Here is a 13,717-nt window from a genome sequence, read left to right as displayed (position 1 = left end):
ACCGTGCTGGCGAGCCAGTATCAGGGCAAGCGCCTCAACTCTCCGAACGATGTGGTGGTGAAGTCGGACGGCTCGATCTGGTTCACCGATCCGGCCTACGGCATCGACTCCGATTACGAGGGTCACAAGGCCGAGAGCGAAATCGGTGCCTGCCACGTCTACCGCATCGATCCCCAGACGGGCGATGTCCGCATCGTCGGCGACGATTTCGTCCGTCCGAACGGCATCGCCTTCTCGCCCGACGAGACGCGTCTCTACGTGGCCGATACCGGCGCGACCCACGTCAAGGACGGCCCGCGCCATATCCGCGTCTTCGACGTGAGTGCAGACGGGAGCCTCTCGGGCGGCAAGGTCTTCGCCACCTGCACGGCAGGCCTGTTCGACGGCTTCCGCCTGGACGACGCGGGACGGATCTGGACCAGCGCGGGAGACGGGGTGCATTGCTACGACCCCGACGGCACGCTGATCGGCAAGATCCTGGTGCCGGAGGTCGTGGCGAACGTGGTGTTCGGCGGGGTGAAGCGCAATCGGCTCTACATCTGCGCTACTACATCGCTGTACGCCCTTATGCTCCCTATCAACGGCGCAAGGACCTTCTGAAGATGGCCTCGTCGCGAGAAGAGAGCCTTCTTGCTCGTGGTTTCGTGATAGTTTTGGCCAGGACAGATGAAGCCTCTTCTGGCGGATTCTCTTTCTGCAGCGAGGGCTGTGATGACGATGGATACGTTCGCACCTCGGCTCTATGAAGGCCGGACCGTCTTGGTCACCGGAGGGACGAGCGGGATCGGGCTTGCCTGTGCGAGGGCCTTCCGGGACCTTGGGGCCGAGGTTGTTGCGACCGGAGCGACGCAATCCGAGCGCGACCAGGCTTCGGATGACGCGGAGAATACCGGTCTGACGTTCGAGATTCTCGACGTGCGGAACGGTCCCGCGACCGTAGACCTGCTTGAGCGGATGGAACATCTGCACGTGCTGGTGAATGCCGCGGGGGTGATCCGCCGTGACATCGAACACGACCCGGATGTTTTCGCCGATGTGATCGATATCAACTTGAATGGGGCGATGCGTGTCTGCTCGGCCGCGAGAGCAAAGCTGCGCGACAGTAGAGGGGCTGTCGTCAACATAGCGTCCATGCTCAGCTTCTTCGGCGGAGCGAGAGTGCCCGCCTACAGTGCCTCGAAGGGTGGAATCAGTCAGCTGACGAAAAGCCTGGCTGCGGCTTGGGCATCAGATGGGATACGTGTGAATGCCGTCGCGCCCGGTTGGATTGAAACACCCCTGACCAAGGCTCTTCAGGCCGATCCGGAGCGCAGCCGTGCCATCCTGGCCCGTACGCCGATGAACCGCTGGGGACTTCCCGACGAGGTCGCCAGTTGCGTGGTCTTCCTCGGCTCGCCTGCCGCGTGCTTCGTGACGGGGGCCATTCTGGCCGTCGACGGCGGCTACCTCACCGTTTGATGATATCGCGTCTTACAGGAGCAGATGGAATGTCAGAGCAAGAAGTCACTCCAAGCAGCGACAAGTGGATTCCCTACAAGGGTTCCCAGCCGAAGGATTCTCCGCCGGAACTTGTGGTTCCGAACGCCATCCCGACAGACGAGCGGATATGGGTCCCTGTCGAGGAGAATGTGTGGTTCCGACCCCTCCTGCTTGCTGCATCACGCGGCTATTGGATGAACCTGTTGCGTGTGAGGAAGTCTGGCGTACTTTCGCGCCATCGGCATCCTCAGCCGGTTCATGCCTTCGTGCTGAAGGGAGAGTGGCGCTACCTGGAGCATAATTGGATCGCCAAAGAGGGATCCTATGCCTACGAGGCTCCGGGGGAGACGCATACGCTTGTCGTTGATCCCCATGTGGATGAAATGATCACTCTTTTCCAAGTCAACGGCGCAATGATCTATGTCGATCCTGATGGCCAAGCCACCGGGTTCGACGATGTGTTCACTCGGATCGAGAAATGCCGCAATCACTATGCGAAGAATGGCTTGGGAGCCGAATATGTTGACCAATTCATTCGATAGAGGGGCGGCACCGAGGGTTTTGGCATGGGACACTCACGCCATCCAGGTCAAATGCCTGGCCATTGCGGTGCGATTGCCGTTTGGATGTTTGACGTGGAATTCTCGTCGGCCTTGAGGCGTGGATGTGAGGTCCCAGCTTACAAACGTAGGCGGAAGATGACGCGAGCTCCATTGCAGCGGGCTTCTGCCGCAAGTGCTTTTTCAGCAATTGAAGACAGCCGTAAAAGACGTCTTTCGGAGCCGGTCGCACAATTGCTTGAAATACCAAGATCGCAGTGGCTCGTGCAGTCACGTGGATGGCTGCTCGGTCTCATGCCAAAACGACAATTGGCGGCCCAAGCGCATCCCGCGTTGCCAAGGTCAGGAGAAACGGAATGTCACTGATTACTTATCTGACGACCATTCGCTTTGCGCCCGGTGCCCTCGCTGGTCTTGGTGACGATCTGCGGGAACTGAATATCAGCAAACCGCTGATCATTGCCGACGCCGGTCTTGAGCGAGCGGGTTTGATCGATCGTCTCAGGAATGCGCTTCCGAACGGCTCAGACGTGCCAGCTTTCACGGGAACACCGACAAATCCGACCGAGGGCGCTGTACTCGCTGCGCTGGATCTCTACCGCTCCGGCGGTTGCGACGGATTGATTGCCATTGGAGGCGGCTCGCCGATCGACCTGGCAAAGGGGGTTGCGCTGCTTTCCACCCATAGGGGGTCTCTGGAGGGCTATGCCGCGATTCTGGGTGGGATCCCGAAGATCACGGCAGCGGTCGCGCCTTTGATCGCCATCCCGACCACGGCGGGCACCGGCAGCGAGGTTGGGCGGGCGGCTCTGATCACGCTGGAGGATGGACGCAAGCTCGGTTTCATCTCCCCCTATCTCATCCCTCGGCGGGCGATCTGCGATCCCGAACTGACATTGGGGCTTCCCCCGGCTCTCACAGCGGCAACGGGCATGGACGCGATCACGCATTGCGTCGAGACCTTCCTGAGCCCGCGCTTCAACCCTCCGGCCGAGGCCATCGCCCTGGATGGCCTGGAGCGCGCCATCAAGAACATCGAGCGTGCGGTGAACCATGGTGACGATGCGGCGGCCAGGCACGAGATGATGATGGCTGCGCTGGAGGGAGGGTTGACTTTCCAGAAGGGTCTCGGTGCCGTTCACGCCCTCTCTCATCCTCTCGGAGGCCTGAAGCAGGTCTCGCTGCATCACGGGACACTGAACGCCGTGCTGCTGCCCTATGTCATCGAGTTCAATGAGAAGCATTGCGGCCCCAAGTACGACGTTCTGCGTCAGCGGGTGGGGATCGGGCCTGGGGTGAATCTCGCCGATTTCTTCCGTGATCTCAACGCGCGCCTCAAAATGCCGACGAGCCTCGCGGCGATGGATGTTCCCCGCGTCACGCTCCCCGGCATTGCCGAAAGCGCGACCAAGGATCACTCGTCGGCGACCAATCCGCGACCGGCAAGCGCCGGCGACTATCTCGCGATCCTGGAGGCGGCGTACGAAGGCGGATCTCTTCACGCCTCCACTTGAAGCATCACTCAACAGGGCGACATGGCCGAGTTGGGTAGGGACCGGCCGGCGAATATCGCATCAGCACGCAAAGGAGCAACAGAATGCCGAACCAGCATGAGTTCGAGTTCAACGACGGCCACACCATGCCCCAGCTCGGCTTCGGACTATGGCAGGTGCCCGATGCTCAGGCCGCCGACGTGGTCGGCCAAGCGTTCCGAGCCGGATATCGGATGGTCGACTCGGCTGCGGCCTACGGCAACGAGGCAGGCGTCGGGGAAGCCTTGAGGGCGAGTGGATTGGCGCGTGAGGAAATCTTCGTGACCACGAAGTTGGCCAATCCCAATCATGGCTATGATGAAGCCCTGCGCGCCTTCGACGCGAGTTTGGAGCGTCTGGGTTCCGACTACGTGGATCTCTATCTTATCCACTGGCCCCGTCCCTGGGAAGATCGCTATGTGCAGACATGGCGCGCCTTCCAGCGGATCAAGGAGGAGGGGCGTGCACGGTCAATCGGCGTTTCCAATTTCACGATCGAACATCTCCAGCGCCTCATCAGCGAGACGGGCGTCGTCCCAGTGCTGAACCAGATTGAGCTGCACCCGCGCTTTCAACAGCGGGATATGCGGGAATTCCACCAGAAGCATGGAATTGTCACCCAGTCCTGGAGCCCGCTCGGCCGGGGGCATCTCGATGAGAATGAGACAATCAGAGAGCTTGCGGCGAAGCACGGTAAGACCTGGGCACAAATCGTGATTCGATGGCATATCGACAGCGGCGTGGCTGTGATCCCGAAATCCGTTACACCGGAGCGAATTCGGGAGAACTTCGATATCTTCGATTTCGAACTCTCTCCAGATGACCTCGCGCAGGTCAGCAAGCTCGACAGAAGCGATGGGCGCGTTGGAGCGCACCCGGATCAGTTCCGTCCGTGAGGGATCCATTGCAAACGTTTTGTTTCAGAGTTTCAGCTGCAGCATCGGACGTGAAAAGTGGATCCGCACTTTTGGGATTCAATCCGATGCTTCCTCTTTGAATGAGAGCATCGTTCGGGCCGGACCCAGAGGGTCGCTGCGCGGCCCTTCGGGCCCGTACGATGCTCTAAGCTCGAAGGCAGCAATCCTCATCGGACCCGACGTTCCGAAAGCGCGGGGAAACCCGGTTCGACCCAAAGCGGCCCTTCGTCAGGTCAGAGAGCCAGTTCGTGCAGAACTGGGTGACGATCGACTTTGATGGAATCCATCCCTTGCTCGCATCTGGCCCGACCCAGACACACGGGATGTTCTATGTCTTCAGGAATGCCTCGGCCGCCGGCGTGGCCAAGCCTGCTTCTGCCATGATCCGCCGGGCGAGTTCCGCCGCAGATGGCCGCAAGCGACTCGACGGACGGTCGAGCCAGTAGGAGACGGAATTGAGGGCCGTTCGTGGATCAACCGCAACGACGCGCCCGCTACGCAGCGCCTCGCCGGCCAGCGGCGGACGGGCCAAGGCCACACCGAGGCCGTAGGCTGCAGCATCGAGCACCAGATTGTAGTCCTCGAACCGGCGGTCTTGCGGTCGAGGGCGATAGTCCATACCCTGTGCCGCAAACCAGGTGCGCCAGCCAGAGGCGTCTGAGTCGTGCACGAGCGGATAGTCTAGGATCCGCTCTGGCGCTCCAGTCCCGAGTGAACCGGCCACGGCGGGCGAGGCGATCGGAAAGCACTGCTCTTCGAACAGGCGCACGGAGACGCGACCGGGTAAGGACCCACGACCGCAGCGGATGGCCAAGTCAATTCCCTCAGCTTCGAGATCGGTGTTGCGATGCTCGACCACGAACTCGATCCGCAAAACTGGACTGCCGCTTTCAAAGACCTTCAGGCGCGGCATCAGCCACAGACTACTGACCGACGGAATGGTCGTGAGGCGGACAACAGCTGCACCCCGGCGCTCGACCCAGCGGTCGGAGCTGTCGGCGATTAGCGCGAATGCCTCGCTCGTCCGTTGATGGAGCCGCTGCCCCTGGGGTGTGAGAACAACGCCACGCGCCTGCCGGTCAAATAATCTCTCGCCCAACCAGTGCTCGAGCTTGGCCACCTGTCGGCTGATGGCGCCGTGGGTGAGGCGGAGATCCAGCGCCGCCGCCGAGAAGCTGCCAAGGCGTGCCGCGGCCTCGAAGGCGCGCAGGGCGTCGAGCGGCGGCAGTGGCGGCGAGCTGTGATCCATGTGCACAGCTGATCCTCGAATTGTTCGATTGTCAATCAGCTCCGTTGGCAGGAATGTCCGGTGCGATCCTTCCCCTTGTGAGTTGTTGCCATGAGCATCGGTGCTGCCTGTCCTTCCAAGAGCCAATCCTTAGACGGTGTGACCACCGCTGCTGTTATAGTTACAATTCTTGCCTGGGCGTCCGCTTTTCCGGCCATTCGCGCGGGCTTGCAGGCTTTCGGCCCGATCGAGCTCGGGGCCTTGCGGTTCGCCGTTGCGGCTGTCCCGGCGGCAGTGTTCCTCGCGATCACGCGTCCGGCATGGCCAACGCTGCCGGATTTCCTGCGGCTGATGGTTGGCGGCCTTCTCTTCGTGGCGCTGTATACGGCTCTTCTCAATATGGGCGAGAGGACTGTCTCGGCCGGTGCAGCAAGCTTCATCATCAACACCAATCCGATCATAACAGCCGGTCTCGCGATGCTCGTGCTTGGCGAACGGTTCAGCCTCCGCGCCTGGATCGGCACGGCGCTGTCGTTTGCTGGGATCGGCCTGATTGCGCTTGGCGAGGGGCACGGAATGCGCCTCGATACCGGGGCTCTTCTCATCCTCGGCGCGGCTCTGTGCAACTCGGTCACAACGGTGGTGCAGAAGCCGCTGTTCGCCAGCCACAAGCCGCTGGCGGTCTCGGCCTGGAACATGGTGCTGGGTGCTCTCTTCCTCGCCCCCTGGCTCCCGCAGGCCGCATCCGAGTTCGCCGTTGCGTCGGCGTCGGGTGTGCAGGCCGTGATCTATCTTGGGCTCGTGCCCAGCCTTGTTGCCTACGGCACGTGGGCCGTCGCACTCTCGCGCCTACCGGCCGGCCGCGCGTCGAACTTCATGTACTGTGTGCCGCCGGTTGCCACGCTTCTCGGGTTCCTGTGGCTCGGGGAAGTGCCGACCGTGCTCGGCGCGATTGGCGGCATCATGGCCCTCATCGGCGTTACTGTCGTCAACTTGCGGCGATAGGAGAGGCGAGTGCAGCATCCGCTTGCTTCGGTCTGCCGCTGGGGTCGGATGTCACTGGTCAAAAGAGCTTCCGTGCATGATCAGACTGGCAGTTGGCTAGACCAATCCTAAGCTGAACAAGCCGCCTCTGTATTAGCCAATAGCTGGTCTTGATCCGGTTCTCAACGCAGGTGACGCCGCATTCACTGAGCAGCAGGAGCACGCTGGTGACAGACAGCTCTTCGGGAACAAAACCCGACTGGCGCTGGTTGGCGGCCAAGGCCCGACCAGACGGTGAATGGGGAGAGGGACCAATGATCCGAGCCTCGGCTCAACGTGCATCAGAACGCTCGCAGCTGGTCACTGCCTGATGACCACAGGCTCTGAGCGGCTGGCCGGCAAAGTGGCCATCGTCACCGGAGGCGGACGTGGCCTCGGCCGCTCCATGGTCCTCGGCCTCGTGCGTGCCGGCGCCAACGTTGTTGCGACCGCCGCGCGCGAGCAAGCGGAGGTCGAGCAGGTGGTGCACGAAGCTCAAGCGATGGGCTGTGCGGACCGGGTCCTTCCGCTCGCAGCTGACGTGACCCTAGAGGAGGACTGTGTCCGAACGGTTGAAGCTGCTCTCTCGCGGTTTGGTCGTCTGGATGTCCTCGTGAACAACGCCGGGCGGGGCATGAAGTATGTCAGCGAGACGTTCCTTACCGAGCCGACCCGGTTCTGGGAGGTTGCGCCTGAAACTTGGCGGATGGTGATCAATACGAATGTGAACGGACCATTCCTGATGGCCCGGGCTGCCGTGCCGAGCATGCTCCAGGCGGGCTGGGGCCGGATCATCAACATCTCGATGAACCACGAGACCATGCGCCGCCGGGGCTTCTCGCCCTATGGTCCCTCGAAAGCCGCGCTCGAATCCGAGACCATCATCTGGGCGCAGGATCTCGCCGGAACAGGCGTGACCGTCAACGCACTGCTGCCGGGAGGCGCCACGCTGACCGGCATGATCCCGCTAGACGTCTCCAGCGCTGTGCGTGCGCACCTGCTCGATCCCGACATCGTCATTCCGCCGCTGCTGTGGCTTGCCTCGACCGAGGCTGATGGGGTGACCGGACGACGACTGGTCGCCAACCAATGGCGTTTTGATATCGATGAGGCCGCGGCCGCTGAGGCCGCCATGGAAGAGGCTGGATGGGGTCCGCCATAGGCTAGTTCTCATCAAGCAGAGTGGCGCTGCGGTGCTGACCCGAATGACGATGCATCTTTTGCAAGATCTTCGACTTGGCGCCCACGCCAGAGGACAGTCGTTCCATCGTGATCGGAACCCAAGCGGCCTACGCGAGAATAACTGGTATCGAATGCGTTCCTGCCGTCGCAACAAACTGGACAGTCGCCATGGATGTGCAAACTCTCTTCCAACCGTTCAGCCTCAAATCCCTCAAGCTCAAGAACCGCATCGTCATGGCGCCCATGACGCGGTCGTTCTCGCCCAAGGGGATCCCGACACTGGACGTTGCGGCCTATTACGGCCGACGGGCCGGCGAGGTCGGGCTGATCGTGTCCGAAGGCACGGTGATCGACAGACCAGCCTCGTCAAACGACCCTGACGTGCCGCATTTCTACGGTGAACAGGCGCTGGACGGCTGGAGGCGCGTCATTGACGAGGTGCATGCGGCCGGAGGCGCCATGGCGCCGCAGATCTGGCACATGGGCGTCATGCACCCTCACGCCTCGGGTTGGCAACCTCCGGTGCCATTCGAGGGCCCGTCCGGGTTCGTGATGCCCGGTGAGCGAACCGGCGGGGAAATGAGCGAGGCCGATGTCGCCGAGACCATCGCCGCCTTCGGCCGCGCCGCAGGGGATGCCAAGCGGCTGGGCTTCGATGCCGTCGAGATCCACGGTGCTCACGGGTACCTGATCGATCAGTTCCTGTGGGCGGGCCTGAACAAGCGCTCCGATGGATGGGGCGGAGCAACCCTGCCCGAGCGCAGCCGCTTTGCCGTCGCGGTGGTGAAGGCGGTTCGTGAGGCTGTCGGTGAGGATTTCGTCGTAATCCTACGACTGTCGCAATGGAAGCAGCAGGACTTCGCCGTCAAGCTTGCCAAGACACCGGAGGAAATGGAGGCTTGGCTCACCCCATTGGCAGAGGCCGGGGTGGACATCTTCCATTGCTCGCAGCGGCGCTTCTGGCAGCCGGAGTTCGAAGGCTCGGACCTCAATTTTGCCGGCTGGGCCAAGAAGCTGACTGGAAAGGCGACCATCACGGTTGGATCAGTGGGTCTGTCGGGCGAGTTCATCGCTGCCTTCCAGGGCGAGAGTTCGCATCCCAGCTCCCTGGATGAACTGCTGCGCCGGCTCGCGCGCGGCGACTTCGATCTGGTGGCGGTTGGCCGGGCGATCCTGTCTGATCCGCAATGGCCCACGAAGATCCGCGAGAACCGAAGCGAGCAGCTGCGCGACTTCACGCGCGAGGCTCTTGCGACCCTCTACTGAGCGTTGGCGGTTGAACATATCCGCACCCGCACGTCTGCGGGCATGAGGCAGCGGCTCTGTTCGTCCAAATGGCTCAATGGGCAGAGCGAAACGGAGACCGGCAATGAAGGGGATTACACTGCGTTCACCCGGCGGATTGGATCGGCTCGAACTCGTCGACATGCCGGAACCGGGTGATCCGGGGCCAGATGAGGTTCGGGTTCGGCTTCATGCGAGTTCGCTCAACTACCACGATTATGGCGTCGTGAGCGGACGGATGCCGACGCAGGACGGGCGTATTCCGATGTCGGACGGCGCCGGCGTGATTGAGGCCGTGGGCGAGGGCGTGACCGGGTTCAAAGCTGGCGATCATGTTGTTTCCTGCTTCTTCCCGGGCTGGCTGGAAGGACCGCCGGCCGTTTCCGATTTCGCGACCACACCAGGCGACGGGGTCGACGGCTATGCCCGGGAGGCGGTGGTGCGGCCGGCGACCTGGTTCACCCGGGCCCCCAAGAGCTTCAGCCATGCCGAAGCGGCCACACTCACCACGGCGGGGCTGACCGCCTGGAGGGCTCTGGTCGTCAACGGTGGCCTCAAGGCCGGCGATGTCGTGCTGGTGCTGGGCACCGGTGGGGTCTCGATCTTCGCGCTTCAACTGGCAAAGCTGATGGGTGCGTCCGTCATCGCTACTTCGTCCTCTGACGAGAAGCTGGAGCGGGTCCGCGCCCTTGGGGCCGATCACATGATCAACTACCGCCAGCACGAGGATTGGGGTGCCCGTGCGCGGGACTGGACCGGTGGGCGCGGCGTGGATCACGTCATCGAGGTCGGCGGGCCGGGCACGCTGGGGCAGTCCATTGCCGCTGTGCGGGTTGGCGGACACATCTCGCTGATCGGCGTGCTGACCGGTCGCGCCGGCGAGGTCCCGACCGGAGCCCTGATGGCAAAGCAAGCGCGGCTTCAGGGCCTCATCGTCGGCAACCGAAGCCAGCAGCTGGACTTCGTGCGAGCCATCGAGGCGACCGGGCTACGGCCTGTCATCGATCGCAGCTTTGCTCTTGCCGACATGGCTGAAGCATTCCGGTATGAGGAGTCGGGAGCCCACTTCGGCAAGATCTGCCTGGAATTCTGAGACTTCGGGTGTCGAAGCATTGCCAGAAAACAAGCTGAATGCAGTGAACTGATCCGGCTTGCGGACCGAATGCCGCTCAGCTGGTTCGGGTCGACGTGCTTCCTGTTGACACGGTTGTAGAAAAAGCGCGAGCGCAAGTCGGCGCCCGTTGCTGAGTTCAGCGCGAAGGCTCGCACGCCGTGCTGTCGCGAGCCGCGCGGCGGCTAGCGGATGGTCGTGTCCAAGATGCAGATCACGTCATCGACGGACCACCACAGAGCATCGGCCGGCAGATGCTCGAAATCGACCAGCGGGTTTTCGAGCTTCGGATGAGGCAGCAGCAGTCGACGGGTCGGGGCGACGACCCGGCTCACTCGGGCATCACCCTGCGCCTGCCGCAGGACTGCTCCGCCGACGGGGCCGGTCGCCCCAACCAGCGTAAGGATCGTCATCGTGGGCTCAGACCTAGCCGCCCGTCCTGAGCGCAGTCAGGACATGCTGGGCCACCAAGTCGGAGGATTGCGGGTTCTGGCCGGTGATCAGGTTGCCGTCCTGCACCGCAAAGGGCGGCCAGTCGGGCCCGCGCTCAAACCGGCCGCCCAGCTCCTTGAGCCGGTCCTCCAGCAGAAACGGCACCACCCTCGTCAGGCCGACCGCTTCCTCCTCACTATTGGTAAAAGCGCTCACCCGGCGACCATCGACGACGGGCCGACCATCCTGCACCTTGGCCTTCACCAGCCCGGCCGAGCCATGGCAGACGGCGGCCACGACCTTGCTCTGGTTGAACATCGACCCAAGGATCCGAGCCAGCGTCTCGTCATTGGCCGCGTCCCACATCGGGCCATGCCCGCCGGGCAGGAAGATGGCGTCGAACGAGCCCGGATCGACGCTGCCAAGGGCGGGGGAGTTCCGGGCCGTCTGCATGGCGTTCTCGTCTGCCAGAAAGCGCTGAACCGAGGCGGGGACCTCCTGCTGCTCCTCCGGCTTCTCGCCAGGTCCCTCGCCAGCCCAGGTCCGTAGTGCGCGAGGCAGAGATGCGAAGGCATCCTGTCCATTGCCGGGTAGCGGGACCACATTGCTGTGGTCCCGCCCCCTTAGAACCGTACGTGACAGTTGCCCGTCATACGGCTCAAGCCTCAACCGCTTTATAGCCATGTCGTTGATGGTGTGCATGATGGCACCATCGGTGAACAAGCATCCGGTTATCCCTCTCGTCACCTCCACCTGTGTGTCGAGGTGCAAGGTGATGATCATCAATTGGATCGCCGGGCCAGAAAGTCATACCGCATAGACCACAGGCGTTGTTCTGTGCTTGCAGTAACTCCAGCCGATTCCTTCGGAACGTCTCTTGAACCATCTGGCGCTTCTTGCGCTCTTCCCAGTCGACCTTTTGTGTCGGATCCATGGGCGATGAGCGTCCGATCACTTTGGTGAACCGGGTGATCCGGGTTGCGCTATGACGGTAGAGTTTGGCCGTACCATCGGAGAGCGTCCAGTAGCCATCGTCGAGGAAGTATCGTGCCTTGATCCATTTGCTGGATTTGTTCGGGTGACGACGCTTCGCCCAAGTCCAGGTCATAGCCCAGACCCAGTGGGTGGCTTTGCTGAATGTTTCCTTGGCTGCGCAGTGCCGGTAGTAACAGGCCCAGCCCCGCATAACAGGGGTAAGTTCCTTGATCACTGTCGCCACTGGGGTCTGCTTATGCCCAGCCAGATAGGTCTTGATCGCACGCAGGTGATCACGGACCTTCTCTTTCTGCGGCTTTGTCAGCAGAACTCCGCCAAAACGCCTGATCTCGAAGCCCAGGAAGGTGAACCCCTCGTCAACATGGACGATCCGGGTTTTGGCTTCGCTGAGGGTGAGTCCACGCTGTGCAAGGAAAGCCTGCACTGTGGGGATCACGTAGTCTTCGAGGACCTCCCGTGAGGGAGCCGTGACGACAAAATCATCGGCGTAGCGGATCAGGTTCAGGCCATGGTTCTTGCCCCGTCGCAAAGCTGGGCTCACCAGCTTTCCGTTGGGGCGCTCACAGCCAAACTGCCGTTCCAGACCGTCCAGCGCGATGTTGGCCAACAGAGGGGAGATGATCCCGCCCTGTGGGGTTCCCGCTGTTGTGTCCTTTTGGTTGCCGAGATCTACCACGCCGGCTTTGAGCCAGCGCTGGATTGTCGTCGTGAACACCGGCAGCCGTTTTAGCAGGGCATCGTGATCAATGTTGTCAAAGCAGCCGCTGATGTCGGCATCGAGCACCCATTGCGCGCAGCCCTTCCGGTTCAGCGTGGTGTGGATGGCCTCGATGGCGTCATGACAGGAGCGCCCCGGGCGGAAGCCATACGAGTTCGCCTCGAAGCGACTTTCCCATTCCGGTTCGAGCGCCATCTTGACGATGGCCTGCATGACGCGGTCCTTCACGGTCGGGATCCCCAAGGGGCGCTTTTTGCCGTTGGCTTTCGGGATGTAAACCCGACGCACCGGCTTGGGCTGGTAATCCTTGAGGCTCAGACCGCTCTTCAGGAGCACCAGGCGGGCTTTCGGAGTGTCGCACACCATTCCGTCAATGCCTGGCGTATGCTTGCCACCATTCTCCTGGGTCACCTGACGGATCGCCTTGAGCTTGGCCGACATGGAGCGGACGAGAAGCTTTTGGAGGTTCTTTACCCTCGCGAGATCCCCGTCTACCGTGGCGCGAAAGATGCGGCCCTGAAGATGACGCACGGTTCCTTCGACGGTGGTCCAGTTGATATCGGACCAGCGCTCTAAGTCCCGCCCATTCTTCTGTTCGATGACGAGCATCGTCTAACGTCTCGAATGGTTGGCATCGTCCCAGTGCTTCTCAATCGCTGAGACCTGCCGGAAGTCTGCGTCCTTTCGGACTGGGGATCTCCACCGTGCGGTGGCCCTATCCGCCCCATTACAAGGCGGCCTTCGCTTTCTCCGGCTCTCCTCTACCCCCTCCGTCATCCCCTTTCCTTACGGTTAGGCTACCGCCGTGAGGCGGGACGGGTGGGGCTTACCCAGTTGATCAGACTGAAGATGCGGTCGGAGGAGGTTGGAACCTATGACCCGGCGGGAGTTCTGAACATCGTCAGGTCAAGGGCGTCGACCTGATCCGACCCGCTTACCATTTTGGTCCTGCCTGTCAGCCTCTTTGGCAGGTTAGGCTTCACGAGCTTTTATGTAGGTTCTTTGCTTACGCTCAACCGTTCCGTCCTCTCCTGGTCCACCTCCAGCATCGAGGCTGTCAGAGTGGGGCCATTGTTCCCAAGGCTTCGTACGTCGGATTACTCCTTCGCACGCTCGGGTAGGAGCACCTGGATGTTACAGGGTCCGATCCGTTGTACGGGTCGGTACTTCCAGTCTGATCCTGATGAGTCAGTTGATTGTATATGTGCGACACCTCCTGACCCTCTGGTCGCAACGCCCCGGAGCCTGGGCTTTT

13 protein-coding genes are annotated in these 13,717 nt (G+C 61.9%); 9 read left to right on the top strand and 4 right to left on the bottom strand.

Annotated features, from left to right (window positions below):
- From DDF70_RS31945 to DDF70_RS31925, 5 genes are all read left to right on the top strand, one after another.
- Positions 1 to 600, top strand: a 600-nt coding sequence (locus DDF70_RS31945; protein WP_162820828.1) for an SMP-30/gluconolactonase/LRE family protein, incomplete at its 5' end; no start/stop codon positions are given.
- A gap of 111 nt (positions 601 to 711) precedes the next feature.
- Positions 712 to 1,458: an SDR family NAD(P)-dependent oxidoreductase gene (locus DDF70_RS31940; protein WP_205772532.1), complete on the top strand. Its 747-nt coding sequence runs from the start codon at positions 712 to 714 to the stop codon at positions 1,456 to 1,458.
- 29 nt (positions 1,459 to 1,487) lie between these two features.
- Positions 1,488 to 2,021: a 2,4'-dihydroxyacetophenone dioxygenase family protein gene (locus DDF70_RS31935; protein ID WP_114948658.1), complete on the top strand. Its 534-nt coding sequence runs from the start codon at positions 1,488 to 1,490 to the stop codon at positions 2,019 to 2,021.
- Positions 2,022 to 2,395: 374 nt separating this feature from the next.
- Positions 2,396 to 3,553, top strand: coding sequence for an iron-containing alcohol dehydrogenase (locus tag DDF70_RS31930; RefSeq protein WP_114948657.1), 1,158 nt, complete (start codon positions 2,396 to 2,398; stop codon positions 3,551 to 3,553).
- Positions 3,554 to 3,636: 83 nt separating this feature from the next.
- On the top strand, positions 3,637 to 4,467 hold the full coding sequence (locus DDF70_RS31925; RefSeq protein WP_114948656.1) for an aldo/keto reductase: 831 nt from the start codon (positions 3,637 to 3,639) through the stop codon (positions 4,465 to 4,467).
- A gap of 349 nt (positions 4,468 to 4,816) precedes the next feature.
- On the opposite strand, the gene DDF70_RS31920 is transcribed toward DDF70_RS31925, so the two are convergent.
- Positions 4,817 to 5,737, bottom strand: a complete 921-nt coding sequence (locus tag DDF70_RS31920) for a LysR substrate-binding domain-containing protein (protein WP_114948655.1) — start codon at positions 5,735 to 5,737, stop codon at positions 4,817 to 4,819.
- 90 nt (positions 5,738 to 5,827) lie between these two features.
- Here DDF70_RS31920 and DDF70_RS31915 point away from each other — a divergent pair, with 90 nt between their 5' ends.
- The 4 genes from DDF70_RS31915 to DDF70_RS31900 all read left to right on the top strand — a co-directional run bounded on the left by DDF70_RS31915 (position 5,828) and on the right by DDF70_RS31900 (position 10,298).
- Complete coding sequence (locus DDF70_RS31915) at positions 5,828 to 6,721, top strand: DMT family transporter (protein WP_114948654.1); 894 nt, start codon at positions 5,828 to 5,830, stop codon at positions 6,719 to 6,721.
- Between the two features lie 349 nt (positions 6,722 to 7,070).
- Positions 7,071 to 7,901: an SDR family NAD(P)-dependent oxidoreductase gene (locus DDF70_RS31910; protein ID WP_114948653.1), complete on the top strand. Its 831-nt coding sequence runs from the start codon at positions 7,071 to 7,073 to the stop codon at positions 7,899 to 7,901.
- 188 nt (positions 7,902 to 8,089) lie between these two features.
- A complete protein-coding gene (locus DDF70_RS31905) occupies positions 8,090 to 9,187 on the top strand; it encodes an NADH:flavin oxidoreductase (RefSeq protein WP_114948652.1) in 1,098 nt (365 codons plus the stop codon).
- 103 nt (positions 9,188 to 9,290) lie between these two features.
- Positions 9,291 to 10,298 carry a zinc-dependent alcohol dehydrogenase family protein gene (locus DDF70_RS31900; protein ID WP_114948651.1) on the top strand — a complete coding sequence of 336 codons (1,008 nt, stop codon included), beginning with the start codon at positions 9,291 to 9,293 and terminating at the stop codon, positions 10,296 to 10,298.
- 203 nt (positions 10,299 to 10,501) lie between these two features.
- Here DDF70_RS31900 and DDF70_RS31895 read toward each other — a convergent pair whose 3' ends face one another.
- Genes DDF70_RS31895 through ltrA form a run of 3 tightly spaced genes read right to left on the bottom strand, consistent with a single transcriptional unit; the run spans position 10,502 to position 13,071 of the window.
- The gene (locus DDF70_RS31895; RefSeq protein WP_114948650.1) at positions 10,502 to 10,729 is read right to left on the bottom strand and encodes a Rossmann-fold NAD(P)-binding domain-containing protein; all 228 of its coding nucleotides are present in this window, start codon (positions 10,727 to 10,729) and stop codon (positions 10,502 to 10,504) included.
- A 13-nt stretch (positions 10,730 to 10,742) separates the two neighbouring features.
- Positions 10,743 to 11,351 (bottom strand): type 1 glutamine amidotransferase domain-containing protein, encoded by a 609-nt coding sequence (locus DDF70_RS31890; protein WP_245435733.1) that lies wholly within the window; start codon positions 11,349 to 11,351, stop codon positions 10,743 to 10,745.
- Between the two features lie 55 nt (positions 11,352 to 11,406).
- A complete protein-coding gene (gene ltrA, locus DDF70_RS31885) occupies positions 11,407 to 13,071 on the bottom strand; it encodes a group II intron reverse transcriptase/maturase (RefSeq protein WP_114944599.1) in 1,665 nt (554 codons plus the stop codon).
- Positions 13,072 to 13,717 lie beyond the last annotated feature (646 nt).

Origin of the sequence: Microvirga calopogonii (assembly GCF_003347665.1) — a bacterium.
Lineage (GTDB): Bacteria > Pseudomonadota > Alphaproteobacteria > Rhizobiales > Beijerinckiaceae > Microvirga > Microvirga calopogonii.
The sequence above is the reverse complement of the archived record's forward strand: the minus strand, read 5'-3'. Positions and strand labels throughout refer to the sequence as shown.